General features: G+C 54.0%; 11 protein-coding genes. 6 read left to right on the forward strand and 5 right to left on the reverse strand.

Annotated elements, in window-relative coordinates:
* The 3 genes from L462_RS16800 to L462_RS16790 all read left to right on the forward strand — a co-directional run.
* Nucleotides 1-7170: Ig-like domain-containing protein (locus L462_RS16800; RefSeq protein WP_032678117.1), on the forward strand; the 7170-nt coding region annotated here is incomplete at its 5' end.
* 76 nt (nucleotides 7171-7246) lie between these two features.
* Complete coding sequence (locus tag L462_RS16795) at nucleotides 7247-9427, forward strand: type I secretion system permease/ATPase (RefSeq protein ID WP_032678118.1); 2181 nt, start codon at nucleotides 7247-7249, stop codon at nucleotides 9425-9427.
* Nucleotides 9424-10599, forward strand: coding sequence for an HlyD family type I secretion periplasmic adaptor subunit (locus L462_RS16790; protein ID WP_032678119.1), 1176 nt, complete (start codon nucleotides 9424-9426; stop codon nucleotides 10597-10599). Before L462_RS16795 ends, L462_RS16790 begins: the two co-directional genes overlap by 4 nt.
* A 35-nt stretch (nucleotides 10600-10634) precedes the next feature.
* Here the strand turns inward: L462_RS16790 and L462_RS16785 are convergent, their stop codons facing one another.
* Entirely contained in the window at nucleotides 10635-11519 is an 885-nt protein-coding gene (locus tag L462_RS16785; protein WP_032678120.1) for a MarR family transcriptional regulator, read from the reverse strand.
* A 291-nt stretch (nucleotides 11520-11810) separates the two neighbouring features.
* Here L462_RS16785 and L462_RS16780 point away from each other — a divergent pair, with 291 nt between their 5' ends.
* The gene (locus L462_RS16780) at nucleotides 11811-13274 is read left to right on the forward strand and encodes an EAL domain-containing protein (RefSeq protein ID WP_032678121.1); all 1464 of its coding nucleotides are present in this window, start codon (nucleotides 11811-11813) and stop codon (nucleotides 13272-13274) included.
* A 32-nt stretch (nucleotides 13275-13306) separates the two neighbouring features.
* Here the strand turns inward: L462_RS16780 and L462_RS16775 are convergent, their stop codons facing one another.
* The 4 genes from L462_RS16775 to L462_RS16760 all read right to left on the reverse strand — a co-directional run bounded on the left by L462_RS16775 (nucleotide 13307) and on the right by L462_RS16760 (nucleotide 15908).
* Nucleotides 13307-13579, reverse strand: coding sequence for an ElaB/YgaM/YqjD family protein (locus tag L462_RS16775; RefSeq protein WP_014169987.1), 273 nt, complete (start codon nucleotides 13577-13579; stop codon nucleotides 13307-13309).
* A 119-nt stretch (nucleotides 13580-13698) separates the two neighbouring features.
* Nucleotides 13699-14367, reverse strand: coding sequence for an epoxyqueuosine reductase QueH (locus tag L462_RS16770; RefSeq protein WP_020884202.1), 669 nt, complete (start codon nucleotides 14365-14367; stop codon nucleotides 13699-13701).
* 416 nt (nucleotides 14368-14783) lie between these two features.
* Nucleotides 14784-15080: a contact-dependent growth inhibition system immunity protein gene (locus tag L462_RS16765; protein ID WP_050595736.1), complete on the reverse strand. Its 297-nt coding sequence runs from the start codon at nucleotides 15078-15080 to the stop codon at nucleotides 14784-14786.
* 3 nt (nucleotides 15081-15083) lie between these two features.
* Entirely contained in the window at nucleotides 15084-15908 is an 825-nt protein-coding gene (locus L462_RS16760; RefSeq protein WP_032679680.1) for an RNase A-like domain-containing protein, read from the reverse strand.
* A 923-nt stretch (nucleotides 15909-16831) separates the two neighbouring features.
* Between L462_RS16760 and L462_RS16755 the strand changes: the two genes are divergently transcribed.
* Entirely contained in the window at nucleotides 16832-17107 is a 276-nt protein-coding gene (locus tag L462_RS16755) for a metal/formaldehyde-sensitive transcriptional repressor (RefSeq protein ID WP_014169989.1), read from the forward strand.
* A gap of 33 nt (nucleotides 17108-17140) precedes the next feature.
* Nucleotides 17141-18259, forward strand: a complete 1119-nt coding sequence (locus L462_RS16750) for an S-(hydroxymethyl)glutathione dehydrogenase/class III alcohol dehydrogenase (protein ID WP_014169990.1) — start codon at nucleotides 17141-17143, stop codon at nucleotides 18257-18259.
* Nucleotides 18260-18328: the final 69 nt, after the last annotated feature.

Below are 18328 nucleotides of genomic sequence, written 5' to 3' on the forward strand. Positions count from 1 at the left end.
GCAACAACCGCGGCGGACGGCGGCTGGAGCCTGACGGTACCGGCAGCGGATCTGGCCGCGCTGGGTGAGGCGAACTACACCCTGAGCGCAACCGCGACGAACACCGTGGGGAACAGCGTCAGCAATACGGCGAACCTGCAGGTCGATACCGCGCTGCCGACCGTTATCATCAACACCGTGGCCGGTGACAACGTGATCAATGCGGCGGAAGTGGCTGCCGGTCAAACCCTGAGCGGTACCGTTGCCCACGCCGAAGCGGGCAATACCGTCACCGTTACGATGGGCGGTAACAGCTGGACGGCGACGGTGCAGGATGACCTGACCTGGTCCGTCAACGTGCCTTCAGAGGTGCTGACGGCGCTGGGTAACGGCGGACTGAGCGTGACGGCCACCGTCACCAACGGACACGGCAATACCGGTTCCGGCGAACGCGATATCACCATTGACGCCAGCCTGCCGGGCCTGCGTGTCGATACCGTGGCAGGCGACGATGTGATCAACAGCATTGAGCAGGGTCAGAACCTGATTGTCAGCGGCTCCAGCGATGGGCTGGCAGCGGGGACCATGCTTACGGTAACGGTGAACGGCAAAACCTATGCGGCGTCCGTACTGGCGGACGGGACCTGGAACGCGGCTATTCCGGCGGCGGATGTAAGCGCGCTGCCGGCAGGAACGGTAACCGTTACCGTTGCAGGCCAAAGCACCACGGGCAATCCGGTGACCATCAGCCATGACGTCACTGTTGATCTGGCGACCGTCGCCATCAGCATTGATACCATTGCCGTTGACGATGTGATTAACGCGGCGGAGAAAGGGGCAGATCTGCTGCTTTCCGGCACCACCAGCAACGTGGAAGCCAACCAGACCGTCAGCATCACCTTTGGCGGCAAGCACTACACGGCCACCGTTGATGCCAGCGGTAACTGGACGGCGACGGTACCGTCTGCTGACCTGGCCGGTCTGAAAGACGGCGATGCCAGCGTACAGGTGAGCGTCACCAACGTGAACGGCAACAGCGCCTCAGCAGGGCGCGAATACAGCGTCGATGCGACCGCGCCTGCCATGACGATTGATACGGTTGCCGGCGACAACGTGATCAACGCCAGCGAAGCGTCTGCAGGTGTGGCCATCACCGGCACCACCACGGCAGAAGCGGGTCAGACGGTCACCGTAACGCTCGGCAATAAGCAGTACACTGCGCAGGTTCAGGCAGGCGGCACGTGGAGTGTGAATGTGCCCGGGGCCGACCTGACCGCGATGGCCGACAACGGCTACACCGTACAGGTTAGCGTGAGCGATGCGGCCGGTAACCCAGGCAGCGCGGATAAAGCCATTACCCTTGACACCACGCCACCGGTTATCAGCTTTAACGCGGTCGCCGTTGATGATGTGATCAACAGCGTGGAGCATGCGCAGGCGCAGATCGTCAGCGGTAGTGCAACCGGTGCAAACGTCGGCGACAGGCTGGTGATTACCGTCGGGTCTCATCAGTACACGACAACGGTAGATGCGAGCGGCAACTGGAGTGTGGGCGTACCGGCCAGCGTCATTTCCTCGCTGGCTGACGGCACCGCGACCCTCAGCGCAACCATTACCGACAGTGCGGGCAACAGCAGCACGAAGACCCATGATGTGGTGGTCAACACGGCCTCGGTGGCGCTGACCGTGAATACCATTGCCGGCGACGACGTGATCAACGCGGCAGAAGCAGGCACCTCGCTGGTGATTAACGGCTCGAGCGCGCAGTTTGCCAGCGGGACGCAGGTCACGGTAACCCTGAACGGTAAAAGCTACACCGCCACCATTCAGAGCGACGGCTCCTGGACGACTACCGTGCCGGCTGCTGATGTGGGCGCACTGACCGATGGCGGACATTATCCTGTCTCCGTTGCTGCCCAGGACAGCGCGGGCAACAGCGCGTCGGCAACGCACAGCATCAGCGTGGATACCACCGCGCCGGTGATCGGTGTGAATACGCTCTCTGGCGACGACGTGTTAAATGCAGCAGAAGCACAGCAGCCGCTGACCGTGCATGGTTCTACCAGCGCGGAAGCCGGGCAGACCGTTACCGTAACGCTGGGGGGTAAAACCTACAGCGCAACGGTGGCGAACGATGGTACGTGGACGCTGGATGTGCCAGCCGCCGACCTGGCGGCCCTGAATGAAGGGGCGCTGACGCTGACCGCTTCAGTCAACGATAAAGCGGGTAACAGCGGACAGACCACTCACACCCTGACGGTGGATACCGTGGCGCCAACCGTAACCATCGGCACTGTGGCGGATGACGATATTATCAATAACGCTGAGCAGCTGGCAGGCCAGACCATCAGCGGCACCACCACGGCGGAGCAGGGCCAGACGGTGACGGTTTCCTTCAACGATCACAACTATCAGGCGACCGTGGGGGCGGACGGCTCGTGGTCGGTCTTTGTGCCGGGGCATGATTTCCTCGGCCTGAGCGACGGAAATTACACCCTAACGGCGACGGTGAACGATAAGGCCGGTAACCCGGGCAGCGCGACGCACGACGTGACGCTGAACGGTGATGTCCCGACCATAACTATCCACTCCTTTGCGCAGGACGATATCGTCAGCGCCGCTGAACATGGTATCCCTCTGGTGGTCGGTGGTACCACCGACGCGCCTGCGGGCCAGACGGTGACCATCACCCTGAACGGCAAAACCTACACCACAACCGTGCAGGCTGACGGTAGCTGGAACTACACCGTAGGCAGTGCAGACGTGACCGCGCTGGCAGATGGAGGATCGTATGTGATCCATGCCCAGGTGAGTAACACCATCGGTAACACTGCCAGCGACGATCACACCGTGACCGTGGATCTGACCGCGCCGTCAATGGGGATCAGTATCGACGCCCTGCAAAACGATACCGGGCTGAGCGCGAGTGATTTCATCACCAACGACAGCCAGATTATTGTTAACGGTTCATTGACCGCGCAGCTCGGCAATAACGAGAAAGCGCAGATCAGCGTGGACGGCGGGGCGAGCTGGATTGACCTGGCCGTCACGGGCACCACCTGGCGCTACACCGATGGCCGCACCCTGACGGACGGTACGTATCAGTACCAGGTCCGCGTGATTGATAACGCGGGTAACGTAGGGGCAACGGACAGCCAGAACGTGGTGGTGGATCTCACCGCGCCTGCGGCGACGACCATTACGGTCGATTCCGTCAGTCAGGATACCGGTTTGTCTGGCAGCGACTTTATCACCAGCGATAACCAGATCAGCCTGAAAGGGACGCTCGGTGCGGCGCTGGGGAGTGGCGATCACGCGCAGATCAGCCTCGATGGCGGTGTAACCTGGACGGATGTCAGCGTCAGCGGACTGAGCTGGACCTGGGTTGATACCCGCACGCTGGCGGACGGCGATTATAACTATCAGCTTCGCGTGATTGACGATGCGGGCAATATCAGCGCCACCACCAGCCAGGTGGTCACCATTGATACCGTGGCACCCGATGCCAGTAAAACCATCGCCATTGACAGCATCAGCGATGACACTGGCCTGAGCAGCAGCGACTTTATCACCCATGATACCTCGCTAACGCTGCATGGCTCGCTCGGCGCGACGCTGGCTGACGGCGAATATGCGCAAATCAGCATCGACGGTGGCGTGACCTGGCAGAACGTGATTGTCACCGGTAACAGCTGGTACTACGTGGACGGCCGCACGCTGGGTAATGCCACCTATGACTATTATGTGCGCGTGGTGGATGCCGCAGGTAACGTGGGATCCAGTGCCCATCAGCAGGTGACTGTCGATACGGTCGCCCCGGATGCGGCGATTACGGTGACCGTGGATAACATCACCGTGGATACCGGCTTCGACCACAACGACTTCCTGACCAGTTCAACGTCATACACCCTGAACGGGACGCTGGGGGCGCAACCCGGTGCGGGCGAGTATGTTCAGGTCAGTATGGATGGCGGCACCACCTGGGTTAACGCGACGGTGAATGGCACACAGTGGAGCTATAACGACACGCGTACCCTGGCCGACGGTAGCTACAACTATCAGGTGCGGGTGGTCGATCTGGCCGGTAACGTCGGGGCAACCACGTCGCAGACGGTCACGGTTGATACCCACGCGCCTCAGTACGGCATCACCATTGACAGCATCAGTGAAGATACCGGGCAGTCCGGCACTGATTTCATCACCATGGACACCACGCTTACGCTCAACGGCTCGCTTGGCAGCGCGCTGGCCAATGATGAACGCGTGCAGATTAGCCTGGACGGCGGGAATACCTGGACAGATGCAACGGTAACCAACCAGCGCTGGAGCTACACCGATACCCGCGATCTGGCTGACGGTGATTACACCTATCAGGTGCGGATTATCGACCAGGCGGGCAACGTGGGCTCAACCTCATCGCAGGTGGTGACGGTGGATACCACGCCGCCAACCACCGTGGGAACCGTGGTGAGCTATACCGATGACGAAGGTGAGCGTCTGGGCTCCTTTGGCAGCGCGATGGCGACGGATGACAGCTCGCCGCTGATCAACGGAACGCTGAACCGCGCACCGGATGACGGTGAGATTGTGCAGCTTTATCGTGACGGGATCCTGCTGGGCCAGGTCACGATGAACGGTAGCGCAAGCTGGTCCTTCCAGGATAACGGCCTGAGCGATGGCAATCATACGTATATCCTGCGGGTAACCGATAAAGCCGGTAACTATACGGAATCGGACGGGTTTGTACTGAACGTCGATACCAGTATCCCGACCACCACGGCGGCAATTACCGCGCAGACAACATTGGATACCACGCCGATTGTCAGCGGAACGGTCTCCGCGGATCTGGTGAACGGCGAGTACCTGGTGGTGAATGTGAACGGTAAAACCTACACCTCGCAGACGGGCGGCGCGGTGGTGGTCGACCCGGATCACAACACCTGGTATCTGCAGATCCCGGACAGCGATGCACTGAGCGTTGCCAGCTATAACGTAACGGCACAGGTGAAGAGCAGCGCGGGTAACGGCAATACCACCGGGACGGCGAGCGGCAGCCTGGTGATTGACACCACCACGGTGAATACCAGTTGGGCCACCACGGCGGGTAACAGCGAAAACTCGACCATGACCGTCGGCATGAACAGCAGCGGCCTGTGGAATATCATTGCTAACGGACAGTCCTATTCCAGCAGTGATGATTCAACCTACGCGGCGAACGCGCTGACCAATACGCGTGGCTACCCTGCCGTTAGCCAGACCGCTGCCGATTTTGACCGTAACGGCACGCAGGACATCTTTGCGACTGAAACCACCTACGGCGGGTCTACACAGGTGATGTGGACCTACGATGGCAGCACTTACAACGCCAGCCAACTGGGTATGGGAACCACTATCTGGTACGGCGGTGTCATTGCCTACGATAAAACCGGTGACGGGTATCTGGACCTTGCGTATGGCGATGCCGGTGCGGACTCCATTACCTATCTTATTAACAACAAGGGGGTACTCACGCCGGATGGGAGCTATGGCGGCGCCGGATTCTGGGGACAATTCACCACCATGCGTGAAATCTCCGGCGTTGACCTGAATAACGACGGCACCGTGGATGTGGTTCAGCACACCAACCGCAGCGGCGCGTACTCGCTTACCGTGATTAACAACAACGGTAACGGGACGTTATCCCTCGGTCAGAACCTGACTAACGTGTTTGTGGCAAACGTGGCGAATACCACCACGGCGGCGTCGATGACGTGGGCGGATTTCAACGGCGATGGCTACATGGATCTGTACCTGGGCAGCAGCTATAACAACAACGGCGGGGTGATCTACTACAACGACGGTACCGGGAAACTCTCCACCACCAAGAGCGCGGTTGAGGCCTCTAACGCGTCAGCAGGGTATCTGTCGGTGGCGGTGGACTGGAACGCTGACGGCCAGATGGACGTCATCAAGCTCAGTACCTACAGCGGATCGCAGACCGCAACCCTGTTTACCAACAACGGTTACGGTTCAAGCTGGACATCAAGTCAGCTGGCTTCCGGACTGGCGAACGTCACCGGTGTGGCCGCCGTGGATTACAACTGGGACGGCGCGCAGGATCTGCTGGTGTCGCAGCAGAACGGCAAAGTGGTGCTGGTGCAAAACAGCAAAACCGTTGCCGACGGCACGGCGATGCATCTGCACATTGTCGACAGTGAGGGTATCAACGCCTACTACGGTAATACGGTCAATCTGTATAACGCGGCGGGCGTACTGGTGGCCTCGCAGATCATCAACGCCCAGTCCGGTATCGGTTCGAACGATACCTCTGCACTGGTGAGTTTCTACGGTCTGGATCCGAATGAAACTTACTCGGCCGAGATCCTGAAAATCACCAATGGCGTGTCGGATAACGTCACCTGGAGCGGTCTGGAAGCCGGCAACGGTAAAGAGGGCTACGTCCTCACTGCCGAAGCAGCAACCGGAGGGCACAGCGGGACGCTTACCGGTACCGGGTATAACGATACCTTTATCGCCGAGGACGGCACGTATACCTATAACGGTTCCGGCGGCTGGACGACCCACTCGGATCACGACACCTGGAGCAACACCGGGGGTATGGACGTGGTGGACTACCGCAATGCGACGTCCGGCGTGACCGTCGACCTGCGTCTTTCTACCGCGCAGGACACCGGGTTTGGTACCTCACGCCTGCTGAACATTGAGGGCATTAACGGCTCGGACTTTGACGATGTCATTACCGGTAACAGCGGTAACAACCAGTTCGAAGGCCGTGGCGGTAACGACACGTTCAATATTGGCAGCGGCGGTCACGATACGCTGCTCTACACGTTGATCAACGCCTCCAATGCCACAGGCGGTAACGGCAGTGATGTGGTGAACGGCTTTACGGTAGGCACCTGGGAAGGCACGGCGGATACGGACCGTATTGACCTGCGCGACCTGCTTTCAGGCAGCGGCTACACCGGTACGGGCTCAGCGAGCTATGTGAACGGGGTCGCCACGCTGGACGGCAGTGCGGGGAATATCACCGATTACATCCGCGTGGTGCAAAACGGCAGCAATACCGAAATCCAGGTTGACCTGGACGGTAGCGGCGGCCAGTTCTCACCCACAACGCTGGTCACGCTGAACGGCGTGCAGACCGATCTGGCTACGCTGCTGGCAAATCATCAACTGTTAATTGCGTAAAACTATGCCGCGAGGAGCGATCCTCGCGGCCTTTTGCGTAGCTATAACGAAGAGCGATAAAAGATTTCACAACATTATGAAGACACATCCACAGTACGAACCCTGGTTGCAGGGCATGCTCATCATCGCGAAGCACTATCGGCTGGACTTCTCGGCAGAGCATGTTCGGGTCACGATTAACCATGAAAGCCAGTCTCCACGCCAGTTGGTGCTGGAAGAGATGGCACGCCAGCTTGGGTTAGGGATGCGTATGGTGGCGGCCGACGCGGTCTCCCTCGACCCGTGGCGTTTACCTCTGCTTGCGGAATTTACCGGCGGGCAAATCGCGGTCATTAACCGCATGGACAGCGAGGGCAACGTGAGCCTGCAGTTCAGCGGTGACGGCGGCCTGGAGACGACGCTGACGCGTGAGGCGCTGTGCTCACGGTTAACAGGACTGCTGGTGCTGCGCCCGCTCGAGTCCACGCCGGATGCCCGAGTGGATGATTACATCAAACCGTATGAGAAAAACTGGTTCTGGCAGCTGGCCCTGAAGGACTGGCGACGCTACAGCGATATTATGCTGGTGGCGCTGGTCGCTAACGTCCTGGCCCTTTCCGGCATGGTCTTTTCCATGCAGGTGTATGACAGGGTGGTGCCCTCGCAATCGGAAGCCACGCTGTGGGTACTGTTTGGCGGCGTGATGATCGCCATTGTTTTCGAATTCATCATGCGCATGCTGCGCGTGCACATTTCGGATGTGGTGGGTAAACGCGCCGACCTGCGTATTTCTGAACGCGTTTTTGCACACGCGCTGCGGATTAAAAACGGAGCCCGCTCTAAGTCAACCGGGTCGTTTATTGCCCAGATCCGCGAGCTGGAGTCGGTTCGTGAACTGATCACGTCCACCACCATTGCGGCCATCTCCGATCTGCCATTCTTCCTGCTGTTTGTGTTCATTTTGTGGATGATTGGCGGACCGCTGGTACTGGTTGTCCTGCTTGCCGTGCCGCTGCTGCTTATCCCGGGCCTGCTGGTCCAGCGCCCGCTGGGCAAACTGTCCAGCGAAGGGATGCGCGAGTCTGCCATTCGTAACGCCACGCTGGTGGAAGCGGTTCAGGGCATTGAAGACATCAAGCTGATGCGCGCTGAACAGCGCTTCCAGAATCAGTGGAATAACACCAATGATGTTGCCGCTAACGTCGGCATGAAGCAGCGCTGGCTGACCGGGCTGTTGCTGACCTGGACGCAGGAGGTGCAGTCGATTGTGTATGCCGTGGTGCTGCTGGTGGGGTGCTACCTGGTTATCAGCGGGGACATGACCACCGGTGCGCTGGTGGGGACCTCTATTCTCGCGTCGCGGACCATCGCGCCGCTGTCGCAAATTTCAGGCGTGCTCTCCCGCTGGCAGTCGGCGAAAGTGGCGCGTAAAGGACTCGACGATCTGATGCAGCGCCCGATTGACGATCCTCAGCAGGGCAAGAAGGTGCATAAAGCCCATCTGCGGGGGGATTATGTGCTGGAAGAGGTGGGGTTCTGGTACGACGATGAAGAAAAACTCACCGTTCTGAACATCAGCAAACTGCAGATTCGCGCCGGTGAGCGTGTGGCGGTGCTCGGACGCAACGGCTCCGGCAAAAGCACGCTGCTGCAGCTGCTGGCAGGGATGCAGGAGCCTCAGCAGGGCAGCATTCTGCTGGATAATATCGCGTTGAACCATCTGGACCCGGCTGACGTGCGCCGCGACATGCAGCTGCTGAGCCAGCAGGCGCGGCTGTTCTTTGGCTCCGTGCGGGACAACATTCTGATGGGCAACCCGCTGGCCACCGACGATGAGATCCATCAGGCGCTGGTGAACAGTGGTGCGCTGGAGTTTGTCCGCAAACAGAAAATGGGGCTCAACTACATTATCAACGAAGGCGGTGCGGGCCTGTCCGGCGGGCAGCGTCAGGCGTTATTACTGGCTCGCGCCCTGATCACCTCTCCGAACATTTTGTTGCTGGATGAACCTACCGCCTGGCTTGACGAGATGAGTGAGAAGCAGTTTATCCAGCACCTTAAACCGTGGTTGGGCAAGCGCCGGACGCTGGTGGTCGCGACCCATCGTCTGCCTATTCTGGAACTGGTTGACCGTATCATCGTGCTGGAAAACGGCAAGGTGATCATGGATGGCCCGCGCGACGCAATTCTTCGCCAGCACGGTATGGCGCCGCAAAAAGCCTCACAGCGTACCGTGACCATGAAACCGACACCAGTAGCAGAGGAGGGCGTAGCATGACTGATTTCTCTCGCGTCAACAGCCGCCTGAAGGAGCCACGCTTGCCGCGGTCAACCTGGGTCGCCTGGTCGCTGTTCGCCCTGCTGGCGGTATTTATCACCTGGGCAAGCCTGTTCAGCCTTGATGAGGTCACCACCGGTAGCGGCAAGGTGATCCCCTCTTCGCACGAGCAGGTGATCCAGTCCCTCGAAGGGGGCATTATTCACAGTTTGCTGGTGCGTGAAGGCGACATCGTTGAGCGTGGTCAGCAGCTTGCACAGCTTGACCGGACGAAAACCGAATCAAGCGTGCTGGAAAGTGAATCGCGCCTGAATGCCGCGCTGGCAACTGCCTCGCGTCTAAAGGCCGAAGTGAACGACACGGCACTGGCTTTTCCGGCAGAGCTGGATGATGACGTTGAGCTGGTCAAACAGGAAACGGCGCTGTATCAGTCTCGTCGCGAAAGTCTTGAGAAAGGGCTGGCGGGGTTACGGCAGGGGGCCGAACTGGTGCAGCGTGAGCTGTCGCTGACCCGTCCGCTGGTGACGCAGGGGGCAGCCAGTAAGGTGGAGGTGTTACGTCTTGAGCGTCAAAAAAATGAGCTTGAGAACAAAATCACCGAGATGAAAAACCAGTATTACGTTCGCGCCCGTGAAGAGCTGGCGAAAGCGAACGCGGAGATTGAAGCGCAACGTTCGGTGATGAAAGGGCGTGAAGATTCGTTGACCAGACTGACCTTCAATGCGCCGGTGCGCGGGATCGTTAAGGATATCGACGTGACAACCGTGGGAGGGGTGATTCCGCCAAACGGCAAGCTGATGAGCCTGGTTCCGCTTGATGACCAGATGGTGATTGAAGCGAAAATCTCGCCGCGCGATGTCGCCTTTATTCATCCGGGACAAAAAGCGCTGGTGAAAGTGACCGCCTATGACTACTCCATTTACGGTGGGCTGGAGGGCGAGGTGACCATGATTTCGCCGGATACGCTTCAGGATGAGGTGAAAAGGGATGTGTATTACTATCGGGTCTATATTCGCACTGACAGTAACCATCTGACCAATAAACAAGGCAAAGCCTTCCCGGTGTTTCCGGGGATGATTGCGACCGTTGATATTAAAACAGGCAATAAAACGATTCTGGATTATCTGTTGAAACCGCTTAATAAGGCGAAAGAGGCACTGCGGGAACGGTAAGCAAAGGGCGTTCGGGAAACCGAACGCCAGAAACATTATACCGTCGACGTTACGTTAACAACGTGGCGTCGTTCTTTAGGAACGACGTTGATATAGTGAGTCACATAGGCGAAGTATAATCCGGCATAGTTTTCGACCAGTTCTATAAACGCCGGGTAAATCGACATCTGGCCATCACCCTGATCTTTAAGATAACCCGCCTCTTGCGCCGATTTGATAATACGGTTGACGTGGATCCGTGAAACAAAAAATTCTTTAGCCAGTAAGTTGGCTGAATAAGGTATGACTGCGCCATGTACGGTTTTATTTTTTATAGCCTGCAGGTAAAGATATAACATTATCATTCGCCCTCCGTCTTTATCAATAAACAATCCCACTTCAGGCAAAACCTTCCTGAACGTTAATCCCCTGAAAAGGTATTCCGCTGCGCGACGGAAAAAGTTATTTCGCAGGATGTCGTTATCCAGCAGATTAACGTTGATATTAAACTTTGGGAAAAGAATACTTACCGGCAAAAATGCGCCGGACATGTAGCGTTTAAGTTCATTAAGTCCCTTTTCAGTCGGTGCGATTCTCGTTTTGCGTCTGTCTTCACTGCAGCGCCAGGTCTTGATGCGCCCGGTGGTTCTGAGCAAGGTGATGATCGCAATCACACTGTTGGGGCTGGCTATTTTATAACGGGAACATAATTCTTTAATTTCTGATACTGACTCAGCCTGATTTCCAAAGATAAAACAACACATGGAAAGAATAATGTTGAACCGTGATTCCTGAAGCATCGTTTTGTAGAACAAAGGTTGTTTTTTGTAGATGGCGTCATTAATGGTGTAGTGCTCTGTTATTGCCTCACTGAATCGCGGATTGTTTTTAATGACATCCCTTCGATGTAGCAAGGCCCTGGATGAGATATGATTATCCATAGCGTTTGTCTCTTATATGAATGAGCCGATAGATGAAGTATCCAGTCTTCTTTCGGATTTTTCATTATACCTTGAGATTGACATATTTACCGTTATTATTTGATGCGAATTTTATATTTATACTGCATATGGATACAGGCGGTGATTAACACAAAGATGTTCTCGTTAGTCACGTTGATAACGGTTTCTTAACCTGATGGTGTACTGTAAAATTATTATCAACAACAGGGTTTTTTTATATTTTGTTACATTCACAAATGGGATATGTGTTCTTGTGCCCAGGAGCAGGTTATGACCCAAAATATTTCTTTCAGAAATGCTGCTTTTTATGAGCAAAAATTTGTCATCTCAACCTGCCATTTCACATTTCAGGGGTACAGTCTGTTACTCAAACAGTACGGTATAGACGCTTCGCACGTTCGTTTTGAGGGGGATGAACCTTCCCGGCAGGATCTGGAAAATATCCTTAGCAGTCAAAACGCTCAAATCTCGGTGTTTCTCGGAAAAGGTGTGGTCTCTCTGCTGGAGAGCCTGAAGCGACTCGCTTGCGTGCTAAATAAACTTCCTGTTATTCGAAAGGTAACCCTGTACGGGGAAATGCCGGATGGCTGGCTGTATCGAACTCTGGGGAATCTTTTAAATAATACTTTCCAGCTTTCATTGATTCGTATAGCCAGCGTGTCTGATGTTATGACCTGTTTTCGTATGCATAATGACGTATTTAAGGATAACTCACGTTCATTGCGTGACCAATACTGGGGGTTGTCTTATCAGGAAAACGTAAAAGGTTTAACCGAAAGAGAGGTAAGCGTTTTATTAAATTTTTATCGCGGAATGTCAGTGAAAGAGCAGTGTGAAAAAATGGGGCTGTCTAATAAAACGGTTTATACTCATCGTAAGGAAGGGGTGAAAAAATTGCACCAGATCCGACGCTGGCTGAAAGATCCGCATGCCTTAAGAATGGAAGGAAGCACGGAACGGTTAACGCAAAAAGAAAGTCTCTCTGCCAAAGAGACGGCGATTTATAATGCATTGCTAAAAAGAGAGATATTCCCTGCGTATCAGATCATAACCGATCGTTATAAGAAGGGGGTGGGGTTTGAGATACTCATTCGCTGGAATAATAATGGTAAAATTATCAAGCCAGTTAATTTTCTTACTGATATTTCAAGCCAGGAAATATGGCTAAAAATTACTGCGCTAGTGATTCATGCTGCGGTGTCAGGTATTAATAAATATAACGGTAAATATTATTTTTCCGTCAATATCCCCCCGCGACTTGCCTCGGGTAATGCACTTCCCGACATGGCCAAAAAGGCTGTGGCGATGCTGCTCAATCCGCAGTGGGCCGACAAACTGGTCTTTGAATTTGCGGAAGATATTGATGTGACCAAGGATAGAACGATCCCAGAAACCATGCGGCGTTTACGCAATACCGGGTGCCGGCTGTTTCTCGATGACTGCTTTTCCAACCATCAAACCATGTTCCCGGTAAGGCAGGTGCATTTTGATGGATTAAAGCTTGACCGGGATATCGTCGAGCATTTTGTGGCGAATGATAATGATTATAATCTTATTAAAGCGATACAGATATACAGCGATATGACCGGTACGGATTGTATTGCTGAAGGGGTGGATAGCGAAGAGAAGTTTGAGAAATTAGTCGCCCTTGGGGTTAAAAGCTTTCAGGGCTATTATCTGTCGCGGGCGGTGAAAGAAGACGAATTAGATCGCATGGTCAGATTGTTTAGCTAAAGCGCAAAAATAAAGCCCCGAAGGGCCTTTATTTATTTTCGACCCAGTAACAGGCCGAGAACAATACCTACCGCCCCCGCAGCAATTAAACCCGTCAGGGGATTGTTTCTCACCGCTTCAGTGACATCGGAAACGGCGTCGCTGGCCTGTGCGGCATATTTCTTGGCAGCACCTTTAACCTGATGCTTAGGGGAGTCAACGAAATCGCCAAACTGCTGCTGGGCTGAGCCTGCCAGTTCATCGAGTTTATTTTTCGCTTTGTCTTCTGCAAACTGTGTATTTTTATCAGTATTGAAATCAGTCATTTTTGCCTCCTTGTGTTGATAGTATAAGGATAGCCTCTCTTTTGCGTTTTAAGGGACGCAGGGCGGAAATTGGCACAAAATCCTCCTGTTTTCGGATATATCTCTATGCCATAAACCCTTTATTTCTCATTCTCATCCTGACCGTAATACAGTTTCCCAATCCGGATAAGCGGGCGGCCCTGAGACTTGCGGTGCAGGTTACTGTCCCTGAGCGAATACACGCACCCGCAATATTCCTGCTGGTAAAACTGTTCCCGCTTGCTTATCTCAATCATGCGCGAGGAACCGCCCTGTTTGCGCCAGTTGTAGTCCCAGTAGACCATCCCCGGATAGCGCGCTGCCGCACGCTGGCCGCAGTCATTTATCTGCTGCATATTCTTCCAGCGGGAGATCCCTAATGAACTACTGATGACGCGAAAACCATTTTCTGCCGCATACAACGCTGTGCGTTCGAAACGCATATCGAAGCACATGGTGCAGCGGATGCCGCGCTCGGGTTCCCATTCCATGCCCTTAGCGCGTTCAAACCAGTTATCGGTGTCGTAATCGGCATCGACAAACGGCACGCCGTGTTTTTCCGCAAAGCGAATATTCTCCTCCTTACGGATGAGGTATTCCTTTTGTGGATGAATATTGGGGTTATAGAAAAATATGGTGTAATCAATTCCCGAGGCCTGGATGGCTTCCATCACTTCTCCCGAGCAGGGTGCGCAGCAGGAGTGCAGCAGCAGTTTGTCGGCACCGTCTGGCAGGGTAAGTTGAGGGCGGATAAAGGGGGTTGTACTCATCGTATCAACTCTATGTGAATGAAATTTATTGAATTGTAGTCCCGTAATCGAAGAAAGTGAACGTTCAGGGCAAACCCCAACCTTTGGTTCAGCAACTCTGCATGTTCCTCATCAAACATTTTTATGCCGTATAGATACCTGGTATACCCCGACCTGGCTTGTGATGAAAGAGCGGTCAGTGCCCAACATGTCTAAGTGTGCCATGACTGGTGAGGTGTACGTCGGCGGATAGCATCTTCTTTTTGACCCCTATGTCAGAGACATACCCAAACGCGCATAAGCACGCAGGCTCTGGTTGCCTGAAGGAATGGTTCGAACTGAGTATTAGATGGTAGAAGGTTTTATCGCAGGGTGTTTGGCGATGCTGGATTTAACTTGAGATGGATAATTAACTCTGAAAGGGCCTGAAAAGGCCCCTACTTTTTAACATCAAGATAATGGGAAGCCTGCGTCGATATCATTGTGAGAAACTGCTTTGCGGTAATACCCCATAAAGATGGGTCAAAATCGAACCTATACAAGTTAAGAAATTCCAGTTCCACATCATCATTTTTGTTGATGAAATTATGGCAATCCTCAATTAGTCCCTTTGCATATTCAGGTCCTTCGGATTTCAAATACTCTTCCATCACCTCTTCGATCGTCTCGCCGAACAGGTCGTAATCCTGGTTAAAGTAAGCACCCATTAGATGATCTAAAAATTTATTAATCATGATTTATCTCAGTACCGGGAATGCAGTCAGTACGTAGTACGGCTTGTTGTTATACAACTGGCACTCAAGAACGACACGCATTTTATATGACTTGATTATGGGGCCAGTCGCAGACTCTATGCCGAAGCCAACTTCTTTGCCTGCAAAAAAATCGAGGTTCAATTTTGAGCCAGTTCTCGCAGTTTTGGCCCAGTTATTTATATAAGAGGAATTGAATTTCAGTGCCTGGGAAATGGCATCTTCAGCTATGCGTCTGTTATAAAAAGTGCTGCTTCCAGATAGCGTGGGTCTGTTAGCCATACGTGTTCTGAGATCTGCTTCACTTAAACCTACATGGCGAGAGAGTGTATGCCCACCGGGTTTATATCCAGATGCAGATTCATGCTCAATAAGCCTAATTCTTCCGACGCGCACTGATGCGACACGGACAGCTCCGAGAGCAAGGCCAAAAGCTACGGGCACGGCAATATCGACGGTCAGACCTATATTAATTGCGGTCTTTTCATCAGCACCAAGACGGCGAGCTGTATCAACAGCTAACTGGTATGCTGCTGTTCGGGTATCACGACCAGAAATAGTCTGGTCAATAGCTGCATTGAGGCTATCGAGCCCATGCGCGCCAACAACAATGCAGGCTGCTTTAGTCAGCGTAGTTGGGTCTGGTGCTGCGCACAAAATTGTCGCGCCGGCCAGTTCAACAGTACTCATTGCCACACCGAGTCCGCCTAACAACCGATTCTGCAGTGTCTCTGCTTCGGTTACTGTTTTATCAGACAACACTGCAGCCATCTGAACCGGTGACATAACTACCTGTAATCCTTCACTCATACCCATACTCCGATGAAGATATTCCTCGATAATAAGAAAAATTAGTGCGTTACGCAAAAAGTGTTCTAGTGTGCAAAGCGTAGTCTCTTCAACACAACGATTGATTATAGATACACTGCCTTGGGGGGTATTTTAAGGCTCCATCAAGTCACCTCGTATTCCCCCGATCCTGAGACGACTCGCAGCAATCATGCATTGACCGAAGGAATAAATTCGACATAATTTATTTCTGTGGTGAATCATCTCTGACGAGAGGGCGTTCCGGACTACTGCTGTCCGCAGGTATGCACGCGTCTTCGCGTACCAGGGGAGAGTCACTGGGATGCACCCGACACCACGATTCTTTCTTTAATTTTTTATCCCATTGGAAGGGTATAGAGTGCACAAGTTTAATTCCTCTCTTCTTGCGATTTTTTTGCTGACAGGTTGTAGTTCCGATCTGGTTCTCAGCCCACCTCAAAAACCTGAATACAAGGCTATGCCAGAGATAACCCAGTCTGTGACGCCATCCCAACAGCGTGCGATCATGGCTGGCGAGAGGCCTGATTGGTCAGAAAGGACGCCAGTCGGCACCATGAAACGATATTGATAAATACCTAGCGACCAGGGCTGCCATTCGGTGGCCTTTTTTATTGTGATGAATGAGCGGAATGTGATGGCTACAGTCCCTTGTTTGCTCAGCAACAGGGCTCGCGTGCCTGGTGCGACGTTGTACCTATCAATTGGCTAAGAATAAGGGGGTGTAGACATGTAACCTACTGAATATTTTAGAAAAATAGGTAATAGAATGAGTATAAAATTACTTTATGTCCGAAAGAGCCTTTTACCCCCTCAGCTAACTACACGATAACCACGTCAAACCTAATGTTTACATAAAGCTGCTTTCAAAGATACAATACCCCCCTATAGTATCAGGAGGGCGTATGCCGCATTCACCCGCAGATAAAAAACGTATTCTGACGCGCGTCCGCCGCATTCGAGGGCAGGTTGATGCTCTTGAGCGTGCACTGGAATCGGGCGACCCCTGTCTGGCCATCCTGCAGCAAATTGCCGCCGTGCGCGGTGCTGCGAATGGGCTGATGGGCGAAATGGTTGAAATTCACCTCAAAGATGAGCTGGTGACCGGGGAAACAACGCCGGACCAGCGGGCCGTTCGCATGGCAGAAGTCGGCCATTTGCTGCGCTCTTATCTAAAATAAACCCACAGACCTCACAATAAGGGAAGAGACATTATGAAATCTCGCGCTGCTGTCGCATTTGGCCCCGGCCAGCCGCTCAAAATCGTTGAAATCGACGTGGCTCCGCCGAAGAAAGGCGAAGTCCTGATCAAAATTACCCATACCGGCGTGTGCCATACCGATGCGTTTACCCTTTCGGGTGACGATCCTGAAGGCGTGTTCCCGGCGGTACTCGGCCACGAAGGCGGCGGGATTGTGGTGGAAGTCGGCGAGGGTGTGACCAGCCTGAAGCCGGGTGACCATGTGATCCCGCTGTACACGGCAGAATGTGGTGAGTGTAAGTTCTGTAAATCCGGCAAAACTAACCTCTGCCAGGCGGTTCGCGCTACTCAGGGTAAAGGTCTGATGCCAGACGGTACCACTCGCTTCTCCTATAACGGTGAACCGATCTATCACTACATGGGCACCAGTACCTTCAGCGAATACACCGTGTGTGCGGAAATTTCGCTGGCGAAAGTGAACCCACAGGCGCCGCTGGATAAAGTTTGCCTGCTGGGCTGCGGCGTGACCACCGGGATTGGCGCGGTGCATAACACTGCAAAAGTGAAAGAGGGCGACACCGTTGCGGTGTTCGGTCTCGGCGGTATCGGTCTGGCGGTTATCCAGGGGGCGGTGCAGGCGAAGGCGGGTCGTATTATCGCTGTCGATACTAACCCGGAGAAATTCACACTGGCAGGCGAAATGGGTGCCACTGATTTCGTGAACCCGAAAGACTACGATAAGCCGGTTCAGGATGTGATCGTTGAGATGACCGATGGCGGCGTTGACTTCAGCTTCGAATGTATCGGTAACGTTAACGTGATGCGCTCCGCGCTTGAATGCTGCCACAAAGGCTGGGGTGAGAGCATCATCATTGGCGTTGCCGGTGCGGGCCAGGAGATCAAAACCCGTCCATTCCAGCTGGTGACCGGCCGTGTGTGGCGTGGTTCAGCGTTTGGCGGCGTGAAAGGGCGCACCCAGCTTCCGGGCATGGTGGAAGATGCAATGGTCGGGAAAATTCAGCTCGACCCGTTCATTACCCATCGCCTGCCGCTGGAGCAAATCAACGACGCGTTCGATTTGATGCATGAAGGTAAGTCCATCCGTACCGTGATTCACTTCGGCGACAAGTAACTCTTCTGCCAGCGGTTTTTTTGCCGCTGGCGTTTCCTGCATAATCTTCTCTAAAGTGTGACCTGCCTT

Origin of the sequence: Enterobacter sp. BIDMC 26, assembly GCF_000534435.1 — a bacterium.
In the GTDB taxonomy this organism is placed as follows: Bacteria; Pseudomonadota; Gammaproteobacteria; order Enterobacterales; family Enterobacteriaceae; genus Enterobacter; species Enterobacter ludwigii.